The sequence below is a fragment of the Streptomyces sp. JN8 genome (assembly GCF_055808075.1).
Genome location: NZ_CM147852.1, coordinates 8,193,721 through 8,217,599 on the forward strand (window position 1 = coordinate 8,193,721; position 23,879 = coordinate 8,217,599).

The 23,879-nt window shown below is 68.4% G+C and carries 25 protein-coding genes and 4 pseudogenes; 14 read left to right on the forward strand and 15 right to left on the reverse strand.

The features are described 5' to 3' along the window. Positions 1-45 precede the first annotated feature (45 nt). The 3 genes and pseudogenes from tkt to ACY0MR_RS36010 all read left to right on the forward strand — a co-directional run bounded on the left by tkt (position 46) and on the right by ACY0MR_RS36010 (position 3,303). On the forward strand, positions 46-2,259 hold the full coding sequence (gene tkt / locus ACY0MR_RS36000; protein ID WP_473557934.1) for a transketolase: 2,214 nt from the start codon (positions 46-48) through the stop codon (positions 2,257-2,259). A 392-nt stretch (positions 2,260-2,651) separates the two neighbouring features. Continuing rightward, positions 2,652-2,933, forward strand: coding sequence for an HU family DNA-binding protein (locus ACY0MR_RS36005; RefSeq protein WP_473557936.1), 282 nt, complete (start codon positions 2,652-2,654; stop codon positions 2,931-2,933). 169 nt (positions 2,934-3,102) lie between these two features. Beyond that, a pseudogene (locus tag ACY0MR_RS36010) lies at positions 3,103-3,303 on the forward strand (cold-shock protein). A 155-nt stretch (positions 3,304-3,458) separates the two neighbouring features. Here ACY0MR_RS36010 and ACY0MR_RS36015 read toward each other — a convergent pair. After that, entirely contained in the window at positions 3,459-4,022 is a 564-nt protein-coding gene (locus ACY0MR_RS36015; RefSeq protein ID WP_404086840.1) for a CchlQ, read from the reverse strand. A gap of 241 nt (positions 4,023-4,263) precedes the next feature. Here ACY0MR_RS36015 and ACY0MR_RS36020 point away from each other — a divergent pair, with 241 nt between their 5' ends. Beyond that, positions 4,264-4,554: a DUF6191 domain-containing protein gene (locus ACY0MR_RS36020; protein ID WP_473557939.1), complete on the forward strand. Its 291-nt coding sequence runs from the start codon at positions 4,264-4,266 to the stop codon at positions 4,552-4,554. Between the two features lie 129 nt (positions 4,555-4,683). On the opposite strand, the gene ACY0MR_RS36025 is transcribed toward ACY0MR_RS36020, so the two are convergent. Next, positions 4,684-5,391 carry a hypothetical protein gene (locus ACY0MR_RS36025; protein ID WP_473557941.1) on the reverse strand — a complete coding sequence of 236 codons (708 nt, stop codon included), beginning with the start codon at positions 5,389-5,391 and terminating at the stop codon, positions 4,684-4,686. Positions 5,392-5,805: 414 nt separating this feature from the next. Between ACY0MR_RS36025 and ACY0MR_RS36030 the strand changes: the two genes are divergently transcribed. Then, on the forward strand, positions 5,806-6,180 hold the full coding sequence (locus ACY0MR_RS36030) for a transposase (protein ID WP_473557943.1): 375 nt from the start codon (positions 5,806-5,808) through the stop codon (positions 6,178-6,180). Beyond that, positions 6,177-6,596 carry a VOC family protein gene (locus ACY0MR_RS36035; protein WP_473557946.1) on the forward strand — a complete coding sequence of 140 codons (420 nt, stop codon included), beginning with the start codon at positions 6,177-6,179 and terminating at the stop codon, positions 6,594-6,596. The genes ACY0MR_RS36030 and ACY0MR_RS36035 overlap by 4 nt, the downstream gene beginning before the upstream one ends. Before the next feature lie 63 nt (positions 6,597-6,659). On the opposite strand, the gene ACY0MR_RS36040 is transcribed toward ACY0MR_RS36035, so the two are convergent. After that, positions 6,660-7,148 (reverse strand): hypothetical protein, encoded by a 489-nt coding sequence (locus tag ACY0MR_RS36040; protein WP_473557948.1) that lies wholly within the window; start codon positions 7,146-7,148, stop codon positions 6,660-6,662. Between the two features lie 57 nt (positions 7,149-7,205). After that, positions 7,206-8,615 (reverse strand): hypothetical protein, encoded by a 1,410-nt coding sequence (locus ACY0MR_RS36045; RefSeq protein ID WP_473557950.1) that lies wholly within the window; start codon positions 8,613-8,615, stop codon positions 7,206-7,208. Between the two features lie 448 nt (positions 8,616-9,063). Between ACY0MR_RS36045 and ACY0MR_RS36050 the strand changes: the two genes are divergently transcribed. Continuing rightward, positions 9,064-9,561 carry a YfbM family protein gene (locus tag ACY0MR_RS36050; protein WP_473557951.1) on the forward strand — a complete coding sequence of 166 codons (498 nt, stop codon included), beginning with the start codon at positions 9,064-9,066 and terminating at the stop codon, positions 9,559-9,561. A gap of 245 nt (positions 9,562-9,806) precedes the next feature. On the opposite strand, the gene ACY0MR_RS36055 is transcribed toward ACY0MR_RS36050, so the two are convergent. Beyond that, on the reverse strand, positions 9,807-10,685 hold the full coding sequence (locus ACY0MR_RS36055; RefSeq protein ID WP_473557954.1) for a sporulation protein: 879 nt from the start codon (positions 10,683-10,685) through the stop codon (positions 9,807-9,809). A 274-nt stretch (positions 10,686-10,959) separates the two neighbouring features. Here ACY0MR_RS36055 and ACY0MR_RS36060 point away from each other — a divergent pair, with 274 nt between their 5' ends. After that, the gene (locus ACY0MR_RS36060) at positions 10,960-11,337 is read left to right on the forward strand and encodes a VOC family protein (RefSeq protein ID WP_473557956.1); all 378 of its coding nucleotides are present in this window, start codon (positions 10,960-10,962) and stop codon (positions 11,335-11,337) included. A 432-nt stretch (positions 11,338-11,769) separates the two neighbouring features. Here ACY0MR_RS36060 and ACY0MR_RS36065 read toward each other — a convergent pair whose 3' ends face one another. After that, the gene (locus ACY0MR_RS36065) at positions 11,770-12,123 is read right to left on the reverse strand and encodes a ribosomal protein L7/L12 (RefSeq protein WP_473557959.1); all 354 of its coding nucleotides are present in this window, start codon (positions 12,121-12,123) and stop codon (positions 11,770-11,772) included. 72 nt (positions 12,124-12,195) lie between these two features. Next, a protein-coding gene (locus tag ACY0MR_RS36070; protein WP_473557961.1) for an IS5 family transposase occupies positions 12,196-13,054 on the reverse strand; the annotation gives its coding sequence in 2 pieces (ribosomal slippage) (positions 12,196-12,805 and positions 12,804-13,054; 861 coding nt in all). 299 nt (positions 13,055-13,353) lie between these two features. Here ACY0MR_RS36070 and ACY0MR_RS36075 point away from each other — a divergent pair. After that, a complete protein-coding gene (locus ACY0MR_RS36075; RefSeq protein ID WP_473557963.1) occupies positions 13,354-13,998 on the forward strand; it encodes a hypothetical protein in 645 nt (214 codons plus the stop codon). 28 nt (positions 13,999-14,026) lie between these two features. Here the strand turns inward: ACY0MR_RS36075 and ACY0MR_RS36080 are convergent. From ACY0MR_RS36080 to ACY0MR_RS36090, 3 genes and pseudogenes are all read right to left on the reverse strand, one after another. Further along, a pseudogene (locus ACY0MR_RS36080) lies at positions 14,027-15,149 on the reverse strand (IS630 family transposase). A gap of 705 nt (positions 15,150-15,854) precedes the next feature. Further along, positions 15,855-15,972: pseudogene (locus ACY0MR_RS36085) on the reverse strand (IS5/IS1182 family transposase); the annotation flags it as partial. A gap of 42 nt (positions 15,973-16,014) precedes the next feature. Beyond that, positions 16,015-16,638, reverse strand: coding sequence for a hypothetical protein (locus ACY0MR_RS36090; protein ID WP_473557965.1), 624 nt, complete (start codon positions 16,636-16,638; stop codon positions 16,015-16,017). Between the two features lie 295 nt (positions 16,639-16,933). Here ACY0MR_RS36090 and ACY0MR_RS36095 point away from each other — a divergent pair. After that, positions 16,934-17,380 (forward strand): annotated as a pseudogene (locus tag ACY0MR_RS36095) (DUF5954 family protein); the annotation flags it as partial. On the opposite strand, the gene ACY0MR_RS36100 reads toward ACY0MR_RS36095, so the two are convergent. Then, positions 17,299-17,898, reverse strand: coding sequence for a DUF6058 family natural product biosynthesis protein (locus ACY0MR_RS36100; protein ID WP_473557967.1), 600 nt, complete (start codon positions 17,896-17,898; stop codon positions 17,299-17,301). The pseudogene ACY0MR_RS36095 and the gene ACY0MR_RS36100 sit on opposite strands and share 82 nt — an antisense overlap. 404 nt (positions 17,899-18,302) lie before the next feature. Between ACY0MR_RS36100 and ACY0MR_RS36105 the strand changes: the two genes are divergently transcribed. Together ACY0MR_RS36105 and ACY0MR_RS36110 are read left to right on the forward strand one after the other, a co-directional pair. Beyond that, positions 18,303-18,884 (forward strand): Dps family protein, encoded by a 582-nt coding sequence (locus ACY0MR_RS36105; RefSeq protein WP_403311654.1) that lies wholly within the window; start codon positions 18,303-18,305, stop codon positions 18,882-18,884. A gap of 231 nt (positions 18,885-19,115) precedes the next feature. Then, positions 19,116-19,313 carry a hypothetical protein gene (locus tag ACY0MR_RS36110; RefSeq protein ID WP_473557969.1) on the forward strand — a complete coding sequence of 66 codons (198 nt, stop codon included), beginning with the start codon at positions 19,116-19,118 and terminating at the stop codon, positions 19,311-19,313. Between the two features lie 629 nt (positions 19,314-19,942). Here the strand turns inward: ACY0MR_RS36110 and ACY0MR_RS36115 are convergent. Then, positions 19,943-20,401 carry a DUF1707 SHOCT-like domain-containing protein gene (locus ACY0MR_RS36115; RefSeq protein WP_473557972.1) on the reverse strand — a complete coding sequence of 153 codons (459 nt, stop codon included), beginning with the start codon at positions 20,399-20,401 and terminating at the stop codon, positions 19,943-19,945. Positions 20,402-20,486: 85 nt separating this feature from the next. Here ACY0MR_RS36115 and ACY0MR_RS36120 point away from each other — a divergent pair, with 85 nt between their 5' ends. Continuing rightward, entirely contained in the window at positions 20,487-21,077 is a 591-nt protein-coding gene (locus ACY0MR_RS36120; protein WP_473557974.1) for a TetR/AcrR family transcriptional regulator, read from the forward strand. A gap of 214 nt (positions 21,078-21,291) precedes the next feature. Here ACY0MR_RS36120 and ACY0MR_RS36125 read toward each other — a convergent pair whose 3' ends face one another. Together ACY0MR_RS36125 and ACY0MR_RS36130 are read right to left on the reverse strand one after the other, a co-directional pair. Continuing rightward, complete coding sequence (locus ACY0MR_RS36125; protein WP_473557976.1) at positions 21,292-21,930, reverse strand: GNAT family N-acetyltransferase; 639 nt, start codon at positions 21,928-21,930, stop codon at positions 21,292-21,294. 1,025 nt (positions 21,931-22,955) lie between these two features. Next, a complete protein-coding gene (locus ACY0MR_RS36130) occupies positions 22,956-23,168 on the reverse strand; it encodes a hypothetical protein (RefSeq protein WP_473557978.1) in 213 nt (70 codons plus the stop codon). Positions 23,169-23,332: 164 nt separating this feature from the next. Between ACY0MR_RS36130 and ACY0MR_RS36135 the strand changes: the two genes are divergently transcribed. Then, the gene (locus tag ACY0MR_RS36135; protein ID WP_473557980.1) at positions 23,333-23,650 is read left to right on the forward strand and encodes a hypothetical protein; all 318 of its coding nucleotides are present in this window, start codon (positions 23,333-23,335) and stop codon (positions 23,648-23,650) included. Positions 23,651-23,709: 59 nt separating this feature from the next. Here ACY0MR_RS36135 and ACY0MR_RS36140 read toward each other — a convergent pair whose 3' ends face one another. Then, positions 23,710-23,859: a hypothetical protein gene (locus ACY0MR_RS36140; protein ID WP_473557982.1), complete on the reverse strand. Its 150-nt coding sequence runs from the start codon at positions 23,857-23,859 to the stop codon at positions 23,710-23,712. Positions 23,860-23,879: the final 20 nt, after the last annotated feature.

Sequence of the window (23,879 nt, forward strand, 5' to 3'; positions counted from 1 at the left end):
GCGCCCCGTCGGCCCGGTCCGTCCGCACGACGAAGGGACAGCCTGATGAGCGAGCAGTCCGGTGAAGCACAGGGCGCGCGGTCCCCGGCGTATCCGGTGGCCGAGAGCGCCGCGTGGGACACAGTGGACGTGCGCGCGGTGGACACCACACGGCTGTTGGCGGCGGACGCGGTCCAGCGGGCCGGCAACGGGCACCCCGGGACCGCCATGAGCCTGGCCCCGCTGGCGTACCTGCTGTTCCAGAATGTCATGCGACACGACCCGACCGACGACCAGTGGCTGGGCCGGGACCGCTTCGTGCTGTCCTGCGGCCATTCCAGCCTCACCCTGTACATCCAGCTGTACCTGGCCGGGTACGGACTGGAGAAGTCCGACCTGGAGGCGTACCGCACCTGGGGCTCGGCCACACCGGGCCACCCGGAACACCGGCACACCCGCGGCGTGGAGATCACCACCGGCCCGCTCGGCCAAGGCCTGGCCGGCGCGGTCGGCATGGCCATGGCGGCACGGCGCGAACGCGGACTGCTCGACCCCGATGCCGCACCGGGCAGCAGCCCCTTCGACCACCACGTCTACGTGGTGGCGTCCGACGGCGACCTCATGGAGGGCGTCACCGCGGAGGCCGCGTCCCTGGCCGGCCACCAGGAACTGGGCGACCTCATCGTCTACTACGACTCCAACAACATCTCGATCGAGGACGACACCGACGTCTCCTTCAGCGAGGACGTCCCTGCACGCTTCGCCGCCTACGGCTGGCACGTACAGACCGTGGACTGGACAGCCGACGGCACGTACGTGGAAGACGTCGACGCCCTCCTCGCGGCGACCCGGACGGCCCGGGAGGAGACCGGACGCCCGTCGCTCATCATGCTGCGCACCGTGATCGGCTGGCCGGCCCCCACCAAGCAGAACACCGGCAAGGCGCACGGCGCCGCACTGGGCGAGGAGGAGGTAGCCGCCACGAAACGGCTGCTCGGCTTCGATCCCGAAGCACACTTCACCGTCGAGGACCACGTACTGGCCCACACCCGACAGGCCGTCGACCGGGGGCGACAGGCCCACGCCGACTGGGACGAGCAGTTCACCGCCTGGCAACGCGAGAATCCGGACCGGGCCACGCTGCTCGACCGGCTGCAGAAGCAGGAACTGCCCCACGGCTGGCACGACGCACTTCCCTCCTTCCCCGCCGGCGGAGAGAAGGGCATGGCCACTCGCGCCGCCTCGGGAGCGGTGCTCAGCGCACTCGCCCCGGTGCTACCGGAGCCGTGGGGCGGCTCGGCGGACCTGGCAGGCAGCAACAACACCACCATGGACGGCGAGCCCTCCTTCATTCCGGTCGGCCGGCAGACCACCGCATGGAAGGGCGGACCCCACGGGCGAACCCTGCACTTCGGCATCCGCGAGCACGCCATGGGCGCGATCCTCAACGGCATCGCGCTGCAGAGTTTGACCCGCCCCTACGGCGGCACCTTCCTGACGTTCTCCGACTACATGCGCCCCGCGGTCCGCCTGGCGGCGCTGATGCGGCTGCCCGCCACCTACATCTGGACCCACGACTCCATCGGCCTGGGGGAGGACGGACCCACCCACCAGCCCGTCGAACACCTCGCCGCCCTGCGCGCCATCCCCGGTCTCGACGTCGTACGCCCCGCCGACGCCAACGAGACCACCGCCTGCTGGCAGACCATCCTCGAACACCAGAACCGCCCCGCCGGGCTGGTCCTGTCCCGACAGAACCTCCCCGTCCTGCACCGCGAAAGCGGCCGGTACGCACCGGCCGCCGGGGCGCGCCGCGGCGCATACGTCCTGACCGACCCGGACGACCACGCGACACCGGAGGTCATCCTGATCGCCACCGGCTCCGAAGTGCACATCTGTCTGGACGCGGCCGATCTGCTGACGCACGACGGCCTGTCGGTGCGGGTGGTGTCGATGCCGTGCCGTGAGTGGTTCGCCGAACAGCCTGAGGACTACCGGGACCATGTCCTGCCGCCCGACGTGCGCGCCCGGGTCAGCGTCGAGGCGGCCGTCGGGCAGAGCTGGCGCGAGATCGTCGGCGATGCCGGCCGCATCGTCAGCCTGGAACACTACGGCGCCTCCGCCGCATACCAGCGCCTCTACGACGAGTTCGGCATCACCGCCGCAGCCGTCGCTCAGGCCGCCCGGGACAGCATCACCGACACCCGACGTGCGCCGCGGCCGGGCGGACGACAGCAGTCATCCACTCCCACCACTGGGGGCACCGGCGACCGCCTCTGACCGACTGCCGCGACGCCGCTCCCGGCGGGTGCGGGGCCGCGAACGCCACTGTGACGATGACGAGCAGAACGGCGGCGACGATCCAGAAAGGCGGAGATCCCTGCCGGCCCCTCTGTCCCAGATTTGCATGTGCGGCATATCGTTCCTCACCGCTCCGGGCTGTCGTGGGCAGCGAGACGGCTACCTGTGGCCGCACATCCGTCGGAACGTGCCCGGCCTCGCTCGCAGATGGCCCAGTGGTCCCGTGGCGGCACAGGCGCGATGACCCGTACGGCCCAAGCAGAGGGACGGTTCCCGGCCAGTGTCAGGACTGGATGGCAGGGTAGCGGGGGAGATGTCCCGCCCGCGATCAGACCGCCGGGCGCCCCGAAGTTACGGAGTGTGCTTCACCGATGAACCGCAGTGAACTGACCGCCGCCCTGGCCGACCGCGCCGAGGTGACCCGCAAGGACGCCGACGCTCTCCTGACGGCGCTTGCCGAGACCGTCGGCGACGTCGTCGCCAAGGGCGACGAGAAGGTCACCATCCCCGGCTTCCTGACCTTCGAGCGCACCCACCGCGCCGCTCGCACCGCTCGGAACCCGCAGACCGGCGACCCGATCGACATCCCGGCCGGCTACAGCGTGAAGGTCTCCGCGGGCTCTAAGCTCAAGGAAGCCGCCAAGGGCAGGTAACACCGCCGCCCCGATCGCTCGCCCGGCCCATCAGCTGGATCACGTGCGTGACCCGGCCCATCAGCTGGATCACGTGCGTGAGGGGACGACCGCTGGGACTCCTCCCAGAAAGGGAAGAGCCCCTTCTTCTCAAGAGCCGGGCTCCCGGCAAGATCGAACGGACATGAGCATGGCCAGCGGCACCGTGAAGTGGTGCAACGCGGAGAAGGGCTTCGGGTTCATCGCCCAGGACGGCGGCCCGGACGTCTTCGCCCATTACTCCAGCATCTCCTGAACCGGCTACCGCGAACTTGCCGAAGGCGAGAAGGTCACGTTCGACGTGACGCAAGGCCAGAAGGGCCCGCAGGCCGAGAACATCATCCGCGCCTGACCGCTGGGATCCGCAGAGAACGCTCGCTGTTCCGCGTTTGCCGCTGTACGGTGCCCGCCCACCGCCGCCCGGTCCTCACATGGTGTGACTCAGCCGAAGACGGCCCGGCAGTGTGGTCTCCCTTTGACTGGCCTGTGGTCGTGGCCGGGGGCGGGTCAGTGCTGTTCAGGCTCGGTGCCCGTCTGCTGCTGTCTGCAGTGTGGGCAGCGTTCACGGCCGTCCCAAGCGGACCAGCCGAAGTCGGTCGGGGCGAGGGCGTGGCCTTCGAGCTCGTTGCGGACGGCTTCGCGGTAGGCCCAGACGGCGTCGAGGTAGGGGTGGTAGATGTCGTGGAACGCGGGGGTGGAGATCCCGGTGCCGGAGGCGACGGTCCTGCGTAGGGCCCGGAGGCTTTCGAACATGGTCTGGCCTGCGCCCGCGATCCGGGCGCTGGCGTCGAGGAAGAGGCGCTCGCGGACCTCGTAGATGCGCGCGTCCGTCAACGCCAGGCGGGTTGCTTCCTCCAGGTCGGTGGTCCCGGCGCCGCTCTGTGCGAGGCGGCGCAATTCGGTGTGCGCCGCGCCTGCCGCCGCGATGAACTCCGTGTACACGTCCCGGCGGCGCGACTGAAGGCTGCGGCGGTGTTCCTGGCGGGTACGCAGACGGTCGGCCAACACCGTGCCCGCTATCGCGATCAGACCGCCGCCCAACGTGGCGACCAGCGTTGCCCACTCCACCATGTGCCCCCAGCCGGTGCGGGCGCCCCCGTGGTGCCCTCCCGCAGATCATGCCCGACGGCGGGGCCGGCCGGCCGAGGAAGCCTCGGGTCAGATGCTCGGCCGGGCCGGCTCCGCCCGCGAATTGCCGGACTTGACCTGGCGACCAGTAGGACGGGGGTGCGTGCTGAGGGAAAGACGAACCGCTCGCGACAGGGGCTCGGCGGCCGGTGACAGGCCCGCCGTCCTGTGCTCTGATGACCGGATGGAGTTCGCCGTATTCGTGACACTGCCTGGCCTGGTGATCGTGCTGACCATGGTTGCCTTCGTCGACCAGGTGCTCCGCATGAGCGGGCGCGGCAGGCGCACCGGCCAGGTCTCCTCGACCGGCTTCGAGCAGCTGCACGCCACCTTCTCACAGGGCAAGCAGAACGAGCTCAAGGAACGTCAGAGCGCGCTGGTGATCCGGGACGACGAGGAGGACGGTGCCCCGCCGCACCGTTCCACGGTGGACCTTAAGGGCGGACGGGCCGTCATCAGGCTCGGCCGGCCGTAGCGCCCGTGGCCCATGTCGTTCCTCTCCGGCAACAGCCGGGGGCGACGTTGCTGTCCCGTTCGGACCATGAAGCGGATTCCGCAGGCGAAGGCCGGGCCTGCTAACCGAGATGCCCCATGGAGCGGGTAGTCAGTGAACGCGGTCACCGCACTCTGCCGGGAGCAGGACGGCGCCGGGCGGCAGTTGCGCCGGATGCCGCCCCCTCAGCCGCAGGCATGCGTCAGCAGAGCCGTCCACCGGCGGGTACTCCAGGACGACCTCCTCCAGCAGGGAGACGGTGCCGCCGGCGTGTAGTTCCGCGGCGTGCTCGCCGCTGGGAAGACGGCCAGCCAGAGTCCCGAAGGCTGCTGTGTCCTGGCTGTCGGCGGCGCACTCTGCGATCTCGAAAAGCCAGTGCTCGGCCGCACTGTCGATGAGCGTCTTGCCCCGTCGCCCCATGCTGATAAGAAGCGATGAGCGGGTCCGCACCTGCTGGGCGATGGCGCAGCAGATCGGTACGGCTTTGCTGTAGGAGGTCGTCACCCGCCGGTACTCGTCGTGGGGATAGGACGACAGGGCCTCATCGATCAGCCCCAACGCGACGTCCCGAGCCGCCGGGTGCGCCTTCTGCGCGATGTCCAGGAGCAGAGGGGCCGCGGCCGCTGCCGCCGGAAACACCGCGGCACTGTGACCATGCAGGATTCCGCCTCCACCGAGCAACGAGCCGGCCGCAGCCGCCTGGACCAGGTTCGTTGCATCCGCCAGCGCGCGCAGACCCAGGGCGGCACGAGCCGGTTCATACCATTCGGGGTGTCCCGGTATGGCACTCCAGTCCACCGCGTCGATAGCATCCCCCACGACGGCATCCTTGCACCTGACCACCGCCCGCAGCCACAACGCCCGCATCGTTGCGAAAGTGTCCCGTCGCAGGCAACAGACGACGACGCACCATGCGGCTGAACACCGCGTCGGTCTGTACTGCGGGTCTGGCTGGGGTGGCTCGAGTGGCTGGGGTGCCGATCTTGGTCGCGCTGCGCGCGATGCGTTCCAGGCGGGGATGCTCTATGCGGTGCTCGCGAGCCGTGGCCTTGAGGCTTCGTTCGACCTTCGAGTCACGATCACCCGACTGCCCCCCCAGTACAGGCTGATCACAAGGCGTTAGGCGAGCACGACCTGTTCGGCAGCGACTGCGTCTATGTCTGGGCCGACATTCACCTGCGCATACGATGTTACGAGGCGAAGATCGCTGCGCGAGTGGTGATGGGGGCAGGGATGGACGGCATCGAGGAACCGATCGCCATGACCGACGGCTACGGCGAATCGTCCGTGTCCTGGGCGAACCTGCTGCGTGATTGCGCCCGCCGTGGCACGCACGCACCCCTCCTGACCGCCGGCGGCGGCGCTCTCGGGTTCTCGAACACACTGAGCCAGGTCCTCCCTGCAACCCGCCACCAACGCCGCTGGGCGCGTAGGACCGCCAACGCGCTCGATTGCCTCCCGAAGTCGGCCCAGCCCGCAGGGAAGAAGGCCATCCAGGACATCTGCTACGTCGAGGACGGCGACCACGCCGCGAGGGCCGCCCAGGCCCCATGGAGGGCGGTCAGCGCGTCTCAGCTCGCCGAGCGTTCCGGGGCGGTGGCTGTATGAGGCGGCCGACGCACGGCACGCTCCATCACGTCGAGCTGTGGGTGCCGGACCTCGACCGCGCGCTCGCCTCGCTCGGCTGGCTGCTGGAGACGCTGGGTTACGCCCTGTTCCAGAGCTGGGAGTCCGGCCGCAGCTGGCGACTCGGGCCGACCTACCTGGTCATCGAGCAATCCCCTGCCCTCACCGCCGATCAGCACGACCGCTGCCGCCCCGGACTGAACCACCTCGCCTTCCACGTCGAAGATGCCGCCACCGTCGATGAGCTGACTTCAAACGCCACTCGACATGGCTGGGACCTGTTGTTTCCCGAGCAACATCCTTACGCCGGCGGCCGACAGCACTACGCCGCCTATCTGGAGAACGACGACGGCTTCGAGGTCGAACTTGTCGCGATCGAGGCACCCGAGCGGAACTGAGAGCAACCGAGACTTACGGGTCTTGACGACCACTCGGATGTAGTCGCTGTACCGTGCCGGTGTCTACGCGGGTTCCAGCAGGACTGCGGGCAGTGGGCCGTTCACGATCAGGTCTCTCGGCAGTGAGAGTCCGAAGAAGTCCTGCACGATGCGCAGCGTGGTGAGGTGGACCTCTCTGCCCTCCCGCCCGGGGTCCGGGAGTCCGGCGGCGGTCAGTCGTTCTTGCAAGCGGTCGGCCGTCGCGGGGTCGCCTTGGACTCCCTCGTAGCCCCACGAGCCGTCCAGGTGCAGGTTGAAGGCGCTCAACAGGCGGCCGTCGTGGAAGTACTCGAACTGCGGAGGGACCGGCTTGCCGTTCGCCTCCTCGTACTCGAGCAGGAAGACATGCGCACCGTCGCGCGAAACCGCCTCCAGGGGTCCGAACTCGCCCGGCCAACAGCCGTACGCGACGTACACCCAGGCACCGGAGCATCCCAGACGCAGGCCGATGTCGACGCCGGCGAACGGATCACTGTTGGTGTGCTCACCGACTGGCACGGTGATGTAGCCCAACCGCATGACCGCCTTCGCCCAGCCGTCCTCACCGGGGATCGTCAGCGCGCAGCATGATCAGTGCGCCGACCGGCCCAGGCGTCTCCGGGCGTTGCTGAGGTCGGCGGTGAGCGCGTCGCTCACCGGATCGTCGGCTCGTTCCAGCGAGTCGACGAGAACGGCGGCTTCGGCCAAGGCGTTCTCCTCGGCCTCGCGCAGCGGCACGGTCGCGGTGGAGTCGCCGGTGTTGAACGCCGTCAAGCGGCGCGCGGCATCGCAGAGGAGCAAGGCCTCCCAGAGGACGCACAGTGCCGCGGGAAGACGGTCGGATGCGATCAGCTGGTGGCCGATCCGGGCGAGCGAAGCAACCTGACGTGGCACAGCGTCGACCACGTTCATCCGCCCGGTGGCCGAGAACCTGGGCCTGTCACCGCCGCAGAGGGAAAGTCGCAGCGTCCGGATCTCCAGCGGATCCAGGCCGCCGGCCCGCACACCGCCTGCGAGCCTCGTGGACTCCGCCCGCTCCGCTTCCAGAAGTACCTCCCGCAGACTCGGCGCAAGGGCCGCCCCGACCTCCCGCTCCATCTCCGTAATCCGGTCATGCGACCCGCGGGCGGCCATGGCCAGATGCTCCGCCGCCTCCGCGTCCCGCCCGGCCTCTCTCAGATGGACACCGATCCGAGCATGAGCCCGGGAACTCCCGCCCCCGCCGAGCTCTGCGGCCTCCAGAATCACGCCGTCCACGGCCAGCGCCGCGTCCCACCGCCCACGCGCCGCTTCCAGCATGGAGACGACCGGAGCCGCGAAACCGATCGCGTACGGGAGCGCCTCGGGGCCGAGGCTGCCCATCTCCCGGTATCGAGCGAGGGACTCCTGGCCGCATTCCAGAGCCAGTTCATGGTCCCCTACCCGTAGTTGGATCACCGCCCCGACCGCGAGGATCCGCGCTACGTCCCCCGACCGGTCCGAGGAGGGAGTGAAGGCCCCTGCTTGCACGTACCCACCGAACGACATGTCCAGATCGCTGAGAGCACTGAACGGGCGGCCCCACTCGGCATAGGCGCGAGCCCGTCGCAGCCGGACATCGGCCACCAATAGGACCGCGGGAACGGGACCCGTCTCCTGCAGGTCACCCCGCGGCTCGCCCTCCTCTCGGGTGGCGAGCTCCTCCGATTCCATACGCTGGTACAGCTCCTCGGCCTGGTCCAGGGCTGCGACCGCACCGGCTACGTCTCCGACATCAGTCCTGGCCCGCCCCATGGCGTAGCACAGTCCCGCCCTGGCCTGGGGAACCTCGGACAGGTCCGGGGAAACGGCGTCCAAACGGTCCAGAGCGTGCTGCGCCCGCCCGAACTCGGCCAGCGCCTGTACCGCCCCCTGGCTCTGCTCGGCGGCGAGCCCCCGTTCGTAGGCCGTCCGGTACGCACGGATCGCCTGCTGGGCACGATCCCCGTCCTGAGAGGCTCCGCGCCGCCGAAATATCTTCATCTTCCGTACGTTCCTCTTGGGTTGACTGCATCCGGCCGTTCGGCGAAACGTCGGCATCCTGTCACGACGTCTACAGCGGATGCCTTCGTTCCGCGCCGAAGGGGTCTGCTACAGGGCTCCTGGCCGACTTGCGCCGGTGGATCGGTCTGCGCGTCTGTGTCAGCGCGGCGTGAGGCACCTGGCGCTGAGAGCGATCTTCCCCGCGCGCCTCGGCCGACCCTGCTGCGAACGCACCGCGACGCCGACGGCGGTGGTCACCGTGGCTACGGCTGACCCCGTACGGCAGAACCATGGTGCCCCGGCTCGGCGCACACCCCATCGCAGCCCGATGCCCCCTTCCCGGGCCGCCCACTTCGCGTGCGGCGGGGGCCGGCAGCGGCCCTGGCCACGCCCTTCCCCTTGCTGGACACAAAGGGTCTTGTCAGTGCCTTCCCCTACGGTGTGGTCTATGAGCATGATCGGGCACTACCTCCGCCTCACCCCGGCCGAACTCGAGCGCGCGTTGAAGGATCCCGGCTGGGCCGCCGCGCACGCGCACGCGCAGTACGACGGCGACGACACGGCCGCCGAGGCGCGGGTGCATGAGACGGACAAGGCGTGGCACGCCCTCGACTTCCTGCTGGCCCGGCGCGGCTTCCCGGTGGACGTGGTCTTCGGGGAGGCGGACATGCCCTGGCCGGAAGGCGAGGACTGGGGATACGGCCCGCCCCGACTCCTCACCGCCGACCGGGTACGCGCCGCCGTGGACGCCCTGGACGCCCACGTCCCCGACAGCCTGGCCGACGGTGTCACCCCGGCCGATCTGGCCGCCGCGGACATCTATCCGCAGATCGTCTGGGAGCGCGGCGAGGAACCGGACTGGGTCGCCGCACACTGGGCCGACCTGGCGGAGTACCTGCGCGCAGCGGGGCGGGAGGGCGACGCGATGCTGCTGTGGATCTCCTGAGCCGATTTCCTGTCCAGCGGGGCGCGGTGCGGCTCTGTGCCGGTGCAGGCGTGTGAGGGATGTGGTGGGGGACGCACGGCATCTCTCGCCGTCGGTGCAGGAGTGTCCTGCGGCTGGGGCCAACCGGCGCGGATCGCGCCGGTTGGCCGGGAGATCGACCTGAGCTTCCTCTCGGATACGAGGCTTGGCCTGCCGGAGGCGACCCGGCCGCCGTCCGCGCCGGCAGCCGGGAGGTTCCGTGGTGCTCAGGTATCGCGCCACCATCGGGGGCTGTCCAGGTGGTAGTCGACTCGCTCGCGGTCATCGACAGCGGTATCGGGCAGCGCGGCGACATCGTCGATCCACTGCCGGGCCTTGGCCTCGAAATCTACGTGGTCGATCTCGTGGTGGGCGGCGACGTATCGGAGAGCTGGGGGCTTGTCCCACCAGTCCTTCTCCGTCAAGGCGGCCCTTCGGAGGTAGATCTCGGCGCCGACCGCGTTGGAGTGGAGGTACAGCTCCATGTTCCTCGGGTGGTTCGCGTCGGTCGCGGCGAGATGGAACCCCTGTCGGCTGTAGAGGATCTCCCGCTCAGTACGCGGAATGTACTCGGGGTCGACCCACGCGCTGTGGCAGGTGTAACCGGCGGCGGCAAAGGCGTCGAGGAGCGTCTCGTGCAGGGGCGTCGTCTCGATGCGGACCGTGTCGACGTCCGTCCGGTCCGCGATGCCGTCGGCATCGACCTCCGTGTACAGACCGATCCGCATCCCGGCCAGCGGCAACCCGCGCACCTCAGAGACCGGGGTCTCCCATTTCAGCCGGTACCGGAGTGGCACCCGGCGTTCCTCGCCCTTCGGGATCGTGAAGAGACTCGTCACCTGGAAGTGGGCGAGGGTGACGCCGGTATCCGTGTTGGCGTCCGCGGTCGGGCTCTTGGTGACGGCAGCGGGGGCCGCGTTGGCGACCAGGCGTGCGTTGACCGTCCGGATCCGCACGTCCCGGTCGAGCGCCCGAAGTACCACCTCACCGCGGAGGATCTCCCCGGGGCGCACCGGTTCGTCCGGGAGGAGTGTGTCGGCTTCCAGGGGTATGCCTTCTGCCGTCTTGCCACCGTTTCCACTGCCGAGCAGTCGTTTGAACACCATGATCCGCACAGTAGCCGCAACCGGGCCGCCAGGAGGTCGCCGGCGGACGGTTCCGGGCACCGCGTATGCCGTACTACCGCCGCAAGCGTCTTTTCTCGCCCGCCCTCCTCGGCACCCTGCCCGGCTCACCCACGCCGGACGGGCTGAGTGCCGAGGAGGGTGGGCACCTTCTCCGACTGTGTGGTGGATCGTCCGGCCGGGGTGGATGGGCCGATGAGTTCACCGTCCTCGAACGGTCTGCCCTGCGACGCGACCGTTCTGAGGTAGGAGTGCCATGTCCACCATCCAGCCAGTGATCCTCACTGCCGACCATGAGGTTCTGTTCGGCTTCTATACGCAACTGTTCGGCGCCGAGGAGATCTTCCGGGTGCCGGCAGAGGGCCCGGCCTTCTACGTCGGCTTGCGTATCGGCGACACCGACCTCGGGCTCGTGGTCAAGGAGAACCCCCCGGGGACCGGGACAGGGCCGCGGATCCTGCTCACCATCGGCGTCGACGACGTCGACCAGACGCTCAGGCGCGTGGAGGCGCTGGGCGGCTCGGTCCGCGGCGGCCCCAACGACATGCCGTGGGGCCAGCGCGTCGCCCACATCCAGGACCCCGACGGCAACCCGGTGAACCTCACCCAGCCGATCCCGGATCACAGGGCCTGATCGGGGGACATGCGCTGTCGTGGGCTACCCGCGGTGGAGATCATTTGCCGGTGGTGGCCTCGATCTTCCTCAGGACCAGCAGCGCACTCAGCAGGTGTATGGCGCGTGCGTGTTCCGGGGGCCTGTGCCAGTGCCGGGCGGGTTGTGGGTCGCTTCGTGCCGTGGATTCCGCCGCGGGGCTTCTCGTCCAGGGCCGCTGCGGCGCCGCGGGCGTGCGGTGGCAGTGGTGCGGGCGCGGACGGGCGGTCCCCTGCTGCTTCGTGCTCGCCCCGGGGGGTTGGTTTCAGGTGTGGCCCCGTAGCGGTCCAAGGCCCGGGCTGCGCTGATCGTCTCCCCGAGCCCGGTCACCTCGTGGGTTCGCCGGGATCGCTTATCCGCCTCGGCGAGATCACGACGCTTAGGACCTGTCTCTCGGACCGAACGGGGCCGATTTCAGATCGTTGTGGGCAGGCCATTTGCCCAGCAGATCTCCAGGGGCCGCGGGTCCGTGCACTGCGCCGAAGTGAGCGGGAAGGCTCCCCGTCTAATGGGGCGGCCGCAGCAATCACAGAGCAGCCTGGTGCGGGCGCCTGCGTCCTCAAGAGTCCGAGCCGCCTCGACAGCGGCTTCGAACCAGTCGACTGCCTCGACCTCTACGGGTGCGGCGGCCAGTAGAAGCTTGCTGTTCCACAGGCTGAGGCCGGTGACCGTCCGTATCGCATGGACTGCCTCCATTCTCCGGTCGCCTGCTTCTGTCAGCAGCACACGGAATCCTGGCTCTTCCACACATCCTCCCCGGCCGACCACGAGCTGTCCGGCAAGTGAACCATCACGGCAACTGCTGAGTGGCGTGGGCGGGTGGACGATATGCGCGGCAGGCTAGCGCCGGACCCAGATCAGGATGGCGGCGAGGTGGAGGGCGCCTTGGTAGGCCATGGCGAGCTTGTCTGTTCGAATGGCCAGACCTCGCCACTGCTTGAGCCGGTTGATGCATCGTTCAACAACGTTCCGCTGCTGGTAGGTCTCACCATCGAAACCGGGTGGCTTGCCTCCGGCACGGCCCCGCTTCAGTCGGTGACCGACCTGTTCAGCGGGCTGGGGAATGACCGCCTTGATGCCGCGTCGACGCAGGTGTCCGCGAATGGCGCGGGACGAATAGGCGCGATCTGCAAGAACATCGACCGGTCGGGTTCTCGGTCTCCCGATGCCGCTACGCGGGACCCGAATCGTTGCCATCACGGCCTCGAAGGCTTGCGCATCACCTGCCTGAGCTGCGGTGACGTAGAAGCCCAGTGGCCGGGCACGGCTGTCGCTGGCCAAATGAAAATTCGTACTCAGGCCGCCGCGGGGAGCGTCCGAGTGCATGATGGCCGGGTTCCAACCGGCCGGGCACCCCATTTTCCTGGCCCCGGCGGCATGCTGGTGGGCCCGGCAGACGGTGGAGTCGACGGACACGGTCCAGCCGATGTCGTCGCCAGTCGGCCGTCGTCAGAACGGCGGTGAAGATCCGTTCCCAGGTGCCGTCAACGGCCCACCTGATCAGCTGCTTATGAGCCGTCTGGAACGAGTCCAGTTCGTCCGGCAAGCCTCGCCAAGGCGAGCAGGTGCTGTACTTGCACGCGATGGCCTCAAGAGTTCGAGGGTGATCGGCCCACCGCTGCCCCCCGGCCGGATCGGCCGGCATCAACGGCTCGAGCCGGTCCCACATCGCATCAGTGATCACTAATCGGATAGGCATATCCGATCAACTGGCCAACCCGTCGAAGAGACACGCCCTAGTCGGGGGCGGGTGAAGGCCGGGGCGGAGGGCGTCCGGACGGGGGCCTTCTCGAGGGGCTGCTTGCCGTCCCGTACGAGCCGCAACTTAGTGGGGCGGTGATCATCTGAGCTGACCCCTGAGACCGGTGGGGCCAGGTTCACAGAGCGGTGGGGGCCTCTGAGGAACTAGTGCTGTGACCGCATACGTTGACCGGGTTGGGCGACCGAGAGGTGGTGGGAGCCAACCTCGCGGCGGGAGCGTCCGCTTATGCTCAGCTCGTGCAGCCGCCTCTCGATACAAGCGATCCGTTGATCACGGCGTTCCCAGTGGAGCTCGCGGGAGACGCTGAGGCAGTTCTGGCGGTCATGCCTGCTTCTCGCCTCCGGCCGGCAGCGTCGTTTTCGGTCGTTGTAGAGGGCCAGCAGATGTCCATCCCGGGCCGTCTCTACAACGACGAGCCGCCGCCCGACGCGATGGCGTCGCTCTCGTCGCGTCAACGGCAACTTCTGCGCTGCCTGTACTCAAGGCACTGCGACGGGATGGTCAGGCAGCGCCACCTGGCGAAGGTCGTTGACTCCACGGACCCGTGGGTCGTCCCGTTCGTCGTGCAGCTGGTCGGCGAGTACGTCTTGGAGATCCTCGTCGACATCTGCGACGGGCTTCGGGATCTTGCCGTTCCGGGCGCCCGGGGCCACGTCGCCTATGGGCAGTTCATCGTGGACAATCCGGCCTTCTTCGACCGTACTCAGCGACGGGTCGTGAGCTACTGGAGCTGCTACTACCGTTCCGCCTATTCGAGTTTCCGGGGCTACCCAGGGTCTACTTTGCTTGACCACCTTCGGTCCGCTGCCTCCGACAGGGCAGGGCATCCCTGGCCCGATCTCGCTCCTTCAGCAGGCGCCAGCGTGGACGGCTACCGCTAAGGCCGGCCGGCAAGGTTCACCAGGTTGATCAGGCTGCGGCAGCGGCAGGTCGTCCGCCCCAGCGGACACCCTTCTCGCTGCGGACCCGGGCGCGCTCACGCCGTTGAGCTGCAAGGACATCGGGATGTCGTGCGTTCTTGTTGCGCCAGCGCAGGTAGGCGTGCAGGGCTCGGGTCTGGACTGTGTGGTTGCCGTGGTGGGAGTTGGCGATGGTGAACTGCCGCAGCGGCCCGAAGTGGGCCTCGATCGGGTTGGCCCAGGACGCGTAAGTCGGGGTGAAACACAGCTCGACGCGGTTCTTCCTCGCCCAGCAACGGATCTTCTCGCCCTTGTGCGCGGAAAGGTTGTCCAGGATTACGTAGATAGGAGTGCCGTCCGGACGGGCGGCTCGGATTGACCTCAGTGCGGCCAGGGTGTTCGCGGCTCCCTTCTTGCGGCGGTTGACGCCCCACAGGGCGTCGTCGCCGACCGAGTAGCAGCCACGGAAATACCGGATGCCGTGAGTGCGGTGGTAGGTCGCCGGGTGCCGCTCGGGGTGACCGGCGGGGGCCCAACCCGCACCGCCGGTGGGCCGGATGCCGAGCGGTCCGAACTCGTCAAAGGCGAAGACCCGGTCCGGGAACCGGTCCAGGACCTCCTCGATCCGGTCCAGCTTCGTCTCGCGGTCGGGGTCCGGGGATTCCTTCCACGTCTTGGTGCGTTGGAAGGTGACGCCGCGGCGGGCGAGCAAACGGCGTAACGCCTCGCGGCCGATGCGGATGACGCGGCCGTGGACTTTCCGCAGGTAGGCGGCCAGTTTACGGATGGACCAGCGGGTGAAGGGCTGGCCGAATTTGGTCGGTCGGTTGGTGGCCGTCTGGACGACGAAGTCCTCGTCGTCAGGACTGAGCAGGCGGGGACGACCTCCCGCCCATCGAGGGTCCAGACAGACCAGGCCGATCTCGTTGAACCGATGGATCACATCCCGGACGGTGTCCTCGTCGGCCTGCACCAGCTGGGCGATCACCGGGACGGTGGTTTCCGCCAGCCGAGGCCAGCAGCATCATCGCGCGCCGGTAGCGAACCGAACTGGTGCTTCCCCAGCGCACGATCTGCTGCAGCTTCTGCCCCTCCTGGTCGGTCAATCTGCGCACACGGACAGGCTCGGCCACCGCGCCTCCAGCGGGTCGGATCGGACGTCACCGACATCCAAGCGCCCCGACCACCAACCCGGCGAACCTATGCGGTCAGAGCACTAGCTAGCGCTCGCGCTTCCGGGGCCATGGGTCGTCCGCCTCGGTCGGGAGCTCTGTGTCGCCGTCCTCCCAGCGGCTCACCCAGCCACATCGGGTGCACGAGTATCGGGAATTGACGCCCTTGATCTTGCATCCGCAGCTGGGGCATCGCATTTCGGTGATGCGAGCCGGGGACAGCGGGGGCCGCTTGTCAGCCACGAGCGGGCTGCGGCTTGTCTTCGGAGCATCGGGGGTGGGTGACATCACCCACCGACCGTACCGCCACATACTGCACCCCGGAAGACCAGTAACACTGGAGACAGATCCACTTCCCGCCCTGCATCGACGTCTGCGCTCCGCAGTTTCCGCAGCTCATTGGAGTGTCCTGTCTGCTGAATGGGTTGGAGGGGGAGCACCGCTCCGCCGGACAACACGGATGAACAGGGCGGGGCGGCAGTCTGGCCACGGCAGGCGCCGGGGCCGCAAAGGGATCGTGCGGGAGAGTCTCCTCCCGCGGATGTAGGCGGATAACAGTCTTCAGGAAAGGGGCCTTCGGGCGCAGACGTTTGGCAATCGAGCGCGTGCCGGTGCTCACGGGCGGTGTCTGTGACAGCTGGATGGCGCGGCTCACTCCACGCCGAGGACGGCCCGTGGCCCCCGCCGCCGCAGCACCGTCACCAGCTTCCCGAAAGCGCGAGGATTCAGCCCGGCGGAAGGGGGCTATCAAGGCAGGATCCAACGCGGTGATCACACCACCCACCCCAAGATCATCCCATGGGGCGGCTGGCGACCACCCCGGCTCTCAGCTGCCGCTCAGCGGAGAGGCCCACATGGGGTCGTGTCGAGATCTCCTCGTGAGGTGGGCCAGCAGGTGCTCCGCCGTAACGAAGACGGTGTCTTGTGGCGCGCCGATTTCGGCCAAGGCGGTGACGAGCCTTGCCGATGCTGCTTCGGGCACGTCCGGGTCGGTGAGGAGCGGAAGCAGGAGCAGGCAGCGACTGGCCGTGTCCTGGACGCCTTCTACCGCAAGGGACGGGCTGTCGGCGATCCGAATCAGTTCGCACCATGTCAACCCAGTGCCCGAGAAGTCCCCGTCCCAGCTGGCGATCTGCTCGGCGTGGCTTCCGCCTGGATGGGTGAGGAGGTAGTCGGTGCCGTAGTCGCCGTCCAGGTTGCGATAGATCACCACCGCTCCGGGGCCAACTTCTGCCGGCACCCTGAACACCGGCCAGCTTTCGGGATCGAAGAGGACCTCGGACAGGGCATCGGTATCGGCGCCGTCCTCACCGAACCACTCCGGAACCGGGCACTCAGCACACCCACCGTCGCTGCATATCGCCAGCAGGTAGTTCGACCAGAAGCCCCGGCGGGCCAGCAGTGACTCGCCCGCCACCAAAGGGCCGGCGTCGTATCCCTTGATCAGCACCCTTTGATCCTGTCACCAGCCGCCGACACGGTTCGATCCGGGACCAGCTAGGGGGCCACCGCCCAGCTACGGGACAGCCCATCCGCCGTTGAGTTCCCGAAGGCGGCCGGGGATCTCAGCAGCGCGTGGGGAGCCTGCGGCGGTGGCGTTTCTTCGGGATGCGGCCGAAGGCAGGCGCCCGCCCCGCGAGGATGGGGCGATGAGTGATGAGGGCGGGGGGAGCGGCCGGTGGTGCTGAGGCTTCTGGCAGACCCGGTGGAGGACGACGCGGTCGAGACGACGCCCTGCTGGCGGCCGTCGCGCGCCTCGAAAGCGAGGCGACGAACTCACCGTGCTCGCCACCCGCTACCGGGTCGTGCGGGCCGAGGAGTACGCGGCCATGCTGCCCCTGGCCGGGCACCGGGCGCCTGGTGTACGGACCGGCGCGGCCTGGGTCCTGTGCTTGATCCGCTGCACGGACCCGGCCGCGCTCGAAGCGCTGCGGCGGCGGGCCGCCGTGGAGGGCGATCCTTCGGCGCCCGTGTCCCAACTGCTGGCCGTGGGGGAGCGGGCGCAGGAACGGGAGTGGCTGCGGCCCTGGCTGGAGCACACGCACTCGCTGGTCGCGCAGGCCGCCACGCGGAGTGTACTGGCGCGGGGCGACGCGCCCTGGGGTCCAGTTCACGGGCGCGCGAAGCGGGCGCGCGTTGCGTCGATACATGTGTCCCGGGATGTGGGTCCACCGAACCGAAGACGGTCGTAGGCCGTGAACGCCGGTTCCAATGTGTCGAGTTCGTCGATCAGTGCGTGCAGCCGCTCAGACCACTGTTCTAGCGCGGCGTTGGGTTCGCTTACTACGGCGCTGATCGCGGTTGTCAGGTAATCCTTGCGCTTGATGGCGGCGGGGGTCACCGAGTGCAGGCACACGTACTGCCCGCTGAGATATGCATTCCACTCTGCTTTGCCGGTAACCGGGTCTGCCCAGTGAGAGGTGAACCACGCTTCCAGCAGCTCTACGCCACCGGCTTCCTCGGCGAGAGCGAACAGATCGGCCGGCACCATCTCCGCACCGTCGGAGCGCAGGTATCCCGGAAGCGGCAGATGTTGCCCCAGCATCAGCTGGCGGACGGCATCGGGATCGTGGCCTTGGGCTGCGCACAGTTCCTCCAGGGAGACGAACTGCGCGCTGACGTACGCGTCATCGTCATCTGTCATCGGGTGATCGCCGTTGACTTCGCGATAACGCTCGGCGAGCTGCTGCTTGAGGGCTGTCTCCGGCATTGGGCGTCGCCTCCGGCGATTGTCGGCGCGGGCATCTCCCGCATGGGACTCGGCACGCTACCGGCCGGATGATTCGGAACTCACCGAACCGTCTCAGTCGTCGGCGGCCTGGCCTCGACACCGGTTCAGATCTGGAGGCCCCGGATCTGCAGGTCGAGAAGTAGAGCCAGCGTCCAGGTGTGCTGGCCAGAGAATCCCTCGTAGACCGTTGAAAGGCTGCCGGGTCGATCACCACGGGCCTGTGGGCCGACGTGATCGCGCACCTCGATCCCGGGTGGTGGCGAGGAGCCGGGGGGTGTGCGTCGTGTCTGGTGGGGCAGGGGATGGGATGGCGACGGGAAGGGCCGCACGGTCCGCCCGGGAGCCGCAGTATCGGAACGACAGTGATCAAGAGGAGTCCGCTCATGACTGATGCCACTCAGGCCACCGCACCGCACACCGTGCCCGGACTGGACCCGGTGGAGGCCGAGCGGGTCGTGGACGCCCTGCAGGGGCGGTTGCACGCTCTCAACGATCTGGCCCTCACTCTGAAGCACGTCCACTGGAACGTCGTCGGCCCTCACTTCATCGCCGTACACGAGATGATCGACCCGCAAGTGGACGCCGTCCGGGAGATGGCTGACTCCATGGCGGAGCGTATGGCGGCCCTCGGCGGGGTCCCGATCGGCACGCCGGGCGCCCTCGTCGCGGGGCGCACCTGGGACGACTACGAAGTGGGGCGCGCCGACGCCGTTGCACACCTCGGCGCACTGGACCTGGTGTACACCGGCGTCATCGAGGACCACCGGGCCGCCATGAAGACGGCCGGCGACATCGACCCGGTGACGGAGGACATGCTGATCGGGCAGCTGGCGCAGCTGGAGCAGTTCCAGTGGTTCGTCCGCGCCCACCTGGAGAGCGGCAGCGGCCGCCTCAGCACCTCCGGCGCGCGCACGCTCAGCGAAGCCGCCGGTCAGGCCGTCCGCGCATCGGCCGAGGGCGCATGACCGCGTCCCCGCCCGGGAGGACGTATGGTCGCGGGAATGTGGGAAGACGTGCGGGAACGCACGACAGGTTCCTGCAAGACCTCAGCACTGTCCTTCCCTGAGTCGGGGACCGGAGAAGATGGACAGCCGGGCCCCGCCCCCTCCCGCAGACCGGGCCAGTTTGCTTTCTCCCAGCTGTGACGGCCGTGCTAGAACGGCGTTGATCATGAGTTCGTGCGAGAGGGGAAGCAGATGAAGGTGAAGTATGGGGTCATCACGGCCGCGATGCTGGTGGCCGCGGGCGGGGCCTGGGCTGGTGCCAATGGCACGGCGACCACGCAGAACGAGAGCGCGACGCCGTCAGCCACGCTGACGGGGGAGCCGATAGCGCCGCCCGCCGCGCCCGAACCGACCGTGCCGGTCGCCACCCGCAGCTTGCACAGCTCCTAACGGGTGGCTTCATTCTCAAGCCACCCGTTAGGCGACGTGGCCGCCTTCGCCGCCCGGCACAGTGTGCTCGTCGAGGGCGCGCTCCTGACCGCGATCAACCTGCAGGGCATCCGCACCCCCCCGCGCAGCAGCCATCGCGTCCTTATCTGGCTCTTCTGGGCTTCTGCGGCCCCCCGTAGCAGGTGACCGGCCCGCTCGACGCCAGCACCTCACTGTTCGTCTTCGATGAAGGCACCTTCCTCCTTGGCCGGAACCCCGCCGCCGTGACGCGGATCCACGCCGACCAGGCCGTGGGTGACTGGACTGGGGTTTCAAAGCGCACGGTCGTCCGCGATGGTCTGAAGCGGAACGGCCACCTGAGCAGGCTCCCGCTCACACCGCACGACGCTGCCTTCGCTATCTGGCCCAGGTGCGGGCGGGACCTGGTCGGGCTGGATATCGCTGATCTGCGGCAATTCTCCCCGTGCCAGGGGGCGCCACGGCGTAGTCACCGCAGATGTCCACACCTGTCAACCCAACTTCATCATGGCGACTGTCGTGGGATCGCAGAGGCGCTTCGTCCTGGCGCTGTGGGATCTGCAGGTCCCGGTGCGTCGCGTGCTCGTGACGACGTCAGCGTGTGGGATCTCTTAGCGGAGCGCGGTAGGACTACCGTCGTCTTCGTCGTCTTCGTCGCGGTCGTCGCGGTCGTGTGGCCAGATGGCCATGGCGATCAGTACGGCCGCCCATACGCCCAGTGGGGTGACCGGCCAGTAGTAGGTCAGTTCTCCCTTCTGTGCGCAGCGTGTGGCCCAGATGCCGGACATGATCACGGCCCCGCCGAGCCAGTAGCGCCACTCGGCCAGCCAGTCTGTGAGGTCTTTACGGTCCTGCTCCGCGCGGGTGGGCGCCGGCGTGGGTAAGTCGGCGGTCAGTGCGGCGAGGTCCTCTGCTGTGCGCGCCCGTAGGGCATGTTCGATACGGATCTCGTGCTCGTGCGGATCGAGTCTCCCTTCTGCCAGCGCCGCGGCCAGCACGCCGAGCGTGCGGTCGCGGTCGTGGTCCGAAGCCCGCAGTGCGGGCAGGGGAGGCTCACTGCGGTCATCCATCACCAGTCTCCTTGCGGCTCGGTGTAACGTCCCACCTGACGACAGGTTAGAATACGACTGTATCTTAAAGAGGGGAGTGCGACCGATGCCCAAGACAGTCGACAGAGACGAACAGCGTCGGCAGATCGGTGAGGCCCTGCTCCAGCTGGTCGCCGAACGCGGCCTCGACGAGGTCAGCGTGCGCACCGTGGCTGCCGCTACGGGCCGTTCCCCCGGCGCCGTTCAGAAGTACTTCCGCACCAAGGACGAGATGCTCACGTTCGCCGCCGAACTGGCCGGCGAGCGCATAGAGCGCCGGATGGCCGAGGTGGACACCGCGCTGCCGCTGCGCCAGGCCCTGCGCGACCTGATCCTCGCCACACTCCCCATGGACGCCGAGCGGCGCGCTGAGGCCGCCGCGCAACTCGCCTTCGCCGTCCACGCCGCACATCACCCCCGCCTGGCCGCGATCCGGCAGCAGGTCGACCAGGACATCAGTCAGGCGCTGACCATCTGGCTGGAGTCAGCCGGGCACGCAACCCACGCGCCGGCCGTCGCTGGCGCCGTCATCGCACTTTCGGACGGCCTGGCACTGCGCATGCTCTACACCCCACAACAACAAGAGCATCTGCTCACCGTCCTGGACCACGCGCTGGACACCCTGATCCCGGACCATGGGGCAGCCACGGTCCTGTAACGGTGGGTGCCGAGCGGGTCCGGGTCGGTGGGGAGACGCTTTCGCAGCTCAGGAGACTGACCGCTCAGAGATGAGGAAACCTGCGCTCGGAGAACGAGTCATGGCGCCCCGGCGACGACTATCCACCGCCACGCAGGCTCAGAGCGACCGCCCGGCGGTCCAGGCCTCGCCGTCATCCGGCAGACCCCTGACGTCTGGGCCCCGGGGTCACAGCTCACCTCCCCGACATTCCCTGTGTATCCGTCGACCGTCCCAGGTACCAGACCGGCCCAGGATCGACCACGTCCAACAGCTCGAATCCCAGCCGGTCGTAGAACGCCCGCGCCCCCGTATTCGCCTGCACCATACACAGGTGCACTGCGGGCACGCCGCGCTCACGCAGCGCCGCCAACAGTGACCCCATCAAGGCACGCCCGTACCCCCGGCCCTGCCACTCCGGTAGCACATCGGTATGCAGATGAGCCGGGTACGCGGCCAGCTCCGACAGCACCATCCGCTCCGGCGAGTGCAAGAGCCCCGCCATCATGTCCGCCGCAGTCCCGCCATCCGGCTCGGGAACCGGAAACCTCTCAGAGACCACCGGCAGCCACTCGTCGCGGAACCGGTGCACGAACGCCACCGTGTCCGGCACGCCGAGCACGTACCCCACAGCCCGGCCCGTCCCGTCGTCCAGGACGAGCGCGAACTCCGGCTCCAACTCCACATACGGATACGCGAAGATCGTCGGCATCAACTCCGGATCCGGATACATCCCGGAGGAGTCCCCACCCTCATGGGCCGTCCTCACACAGATCTCTGCGAGCTGCGCCCGATCTGAACCCCGATAGCGGCGAACAAACGGTTCTCCCTGCATGCCCCGGGACGATGCCACGATGGGAGCGCTCCCGCACGCCTTTCCCGAAAGGCTCGACGGCCTCGCCGACGCCCCCGGCACCGCAGCCGGCTCCGGCGCCGACGAGCCCCCATCCGTGAATCCCTCCGCAAGCGCTCAACGGCCGGGTTGAACAGGTCGGCTGTGATGGCGGCGGCGTTACGCACATGCCGATTGGCGCCCGCCTCTGGGCCCCTCCTGGACGGCGCCGGCGACCAACACCGTCGCCACGCTGCTGCTGAACGTCTGGACCCGCCGGACTGAGGAATCGGCGCAGCAGTGGCTTACGGACGAATCGGGCGCGTTGGTGACGAGTGCCGACGCGAACTCGCGAACGATGTAGACCGACGTGCTGAACGTCCCCGCCCTCGGCCGGGCGTGTGGTGTGCGCTCTGAGGCCGTCCCCGCCCCGGGCCCCGGCCGGTTGTCTGATCATGAACCGGATCCTGGAATCCGCCGCGGCCCTGACGGTCGCGCTGGTCCTGCTGACCGCTGGCGCCGCCTCGGCCTCCGCCGCCTCCTGCAAGCACGCCGCGAGACTGCGCGCCCGCCTCCCAGCAGGGCGGGGTGCCCGCCGGGCAGCCTGGTCAAGGGTCGGCACAAGCCTGACTCGAAACCGCGTCCGAACCCGCCTCTTCGGCCGCCGGACGACGGGCATGACGATGGGTTCCAAGTGATCGCCGCAACGGCAACGGGTCATCGGTTGGCAGCCCAGGCGATCCGCTCGGCGAACCTGCCCCGCTCAAGAGCCATGCCTTCGCGGATCTGCTTCAGGTGGTCTCATCGACCCCCAGATCCAGGCAAGCGCGCGGGACGGCCTCTCTCCCTCCGCGAGTTCTTCATCTTGAGCTGCCGGGTATCCCGAATGCCGGCGGGAAGCTACGTGATCACGCCACTCGATCACGAAGTTGCTGTCGTTCGGCGTTCCGAAGCCGCCGCGGAGGGGCCCTGCTCGCTCTCGCTCATCTCCGCATCGGTCATCCGCGCGCCCGTTATACCGGGACCGGTCAGTGCGGGCGCTGCCTGCCGGTGAGGATCAGCCAGCGGTTGAATGCGGCCGCGCGGCGTTCACAGCCACGGCAGGGCCTCGGGATCGCCACGTGGGTGACCCGCTTGACCAGATCGCCTAGGCCGACCTCGTCGTCGTCGACGAAGCCCGGCAGGCGTACCCGTACCGGTGTCCGCGCCGCGTCGCGCGAGGACGTTTCGTCGTCCGTCATAGTCCCAGAATATCGCTCCGTGAATTCTCCGTCGAGCTCACTAACTGCCGCTGAAACGTCAATGATTGACGCTTCATTCGAGATATGGGGAGATGTTGCGTCGGATCTGCGCGAGCAGGAGCATGGAGAGGGGACAGTCATCCGAGGCAAGAAGGGCAGCAGTCATGGCGACGCTGACCATCGATCACGTGCATTGCATCGAAACGACGTCCGGCTCGGGCGCTGACGACCTCTACATCAACATCGACGGGAACCGTATCTTCGGCGTTCAGCAGATCGATTCGGGTGAGGACCCGGATATCAACGTCTCGCGGGACTTCACCACGAAGGCGAAAGTGAGTCTGTGGGAGTACGACCACGTGTCCGACGATGACCTCATCGGCAGTTTCTACGCCCATTCGAGCCAGGCCGGCGAGGGGCAGCACGCCGAGGCCCTGACGGGAGACGGCTCGCGCTACGACGTCTTCTACACAGTCATCTGACGGAACGGAGCGTGGACGGCTCCGGCTGTGGCCGGAGCCGTCCGTCCGTGTCGCCCGACTCAGACGCAGGTGAACTTCCCGGACTGCGCGTTGAACCTGGCCCGCTTCCCGTGCGCGCAGCAGATGCCCTTGTCGCAGTGCTTCCCCTGCGCCGCGCAGTGGCCGTTGTCCTTGCAGCACTCTCCCGGCGGGCAGCACGTCTCGTCCACGCACAGCCAGCCCGGCGGGC

Coding starts and splice junctions, on each gene's coding strand:
- ACY0MR_RS36050 (WP_473557951.1), top strand. CDS start 9,064: ATGAGCATGATCGGGCACTACCTCCGCCTCACCCCGGCCGAACTCGAG.
- ACY0MR_RS36110 (WP_473557969.1), top strand. CDS start 19,116: ATGAAGGTGAAGTATGGGGTCATCACGGCCGCGATGCTGGTGGCCGCG.
- tkt (WP_473557934.1), top strand. CDS start 46: ATGAGCGAGCAGTCCGGTGAAGCACAGGGCGCGCGGTCCCCGGCGTAT.
- ACY0MR_RS36045 (WP_473557950.1), bottom strand. CDS start 8,615: ATGAAGATATTTCGGCGGCGCGGAGCCTCTCAGGACGGGGATCGTGCC.
- ACY0MR_RS36055 (WP_473557954.1), bottom strand. CDS start 10,685: ATGGTGTTCAAACGACTGCTCGGCAGTGGAAACGGTGGCAAGACGGCA.
- ACY0MR_RS36035 (WP_473557946.1), top strand. CDS start 6,177: ATGAGGCGGCCGACGCACGGCACGCTCCATCACGTCGAGCTGTGGGTG.
- ACY0MR_RS36120 (WP_473557974.1), top strand. CDS start 20,487: ATGCCCAAGACAGTCGACAGAGACGAACAGCGTCGGCAGATCGGTGAG.
- ACY0MR_RS36020 (WP_473557939.1), top strand. CDS start 4,264: ATGGAGTTCGCCGTATTCGTGACACTGCCTGGCCTGGTGATCGTGCTG.
- ACY0MR_RS36030 (WP_473557943.1), top strand. CDS start 5,806: ATGGACGGCATCGAGGAACCGATCGCCATGACCGACGGCTACGGCGAA.
- ACY0MR_RS36015 (WP_404086840.1), bottom strand. CDS start 4,022: ATGGTGGAGTGGGCAACGCTGGTCGCCACGTTGGGCGGCGGTCTGATC.
- ACY0MR_RS36125 (WP_473557976.1), bottom strand. CDS start 21,930: ATGCAGGGAGAACCGTTTGTTCGCCGCTATCGGGGTTCAGATCGGGCG.
- ACY0MR_RS36115 (WP_473557972.1), bottom strand. CDS start 20,401: ATGGATGACCGCAGTGAGCCTCCCCTGCCCGCACTGCGGGCTTCGGAC.
- ACY0MR_RS36130 (WP_473557978.1), bottom strand. CDS start 23,168: ATGACGGACGACGAAACGTCCTCGCGCGACGCGGCGCGGACACCGGTA.
- ACY0MR_RS36105 (WP_403311654.1), top strand. CDS start 18,303: ATGACTGATGCCACTCAGGCCACCGCACCGCACACCGTGCCCGGACTG.
- ACY0MR_RS36135 (WP_473557980.1), top strand. CDS start 23,333: ATGGCGACGCTGACCATCGATCACGTGCATTGCATCGAAACGACGTCC.
- ACY0MR_RS36100 (WP_473557967.1), bottom strand. CDS start 17,898: ATGCCGGAGACAGCCCTCAAGCAGCAGCTCGCCGAGCGTTATCGCGAA.
- ACY0MR_RS36060 (WP_473557956.1), top strand. CDS start 10,960: ATGTCCACCATCCAGCCAGTGATCCTCACTGCCGACCATGAGGTTCTG.
- ACY0MR_RS36005 (WP_473557936.1), top strand. CDS start 2,652: ATGAACCGCAGTGAACTGACCGCCGCCCTGGCCGACCGCGCCGAGGTG.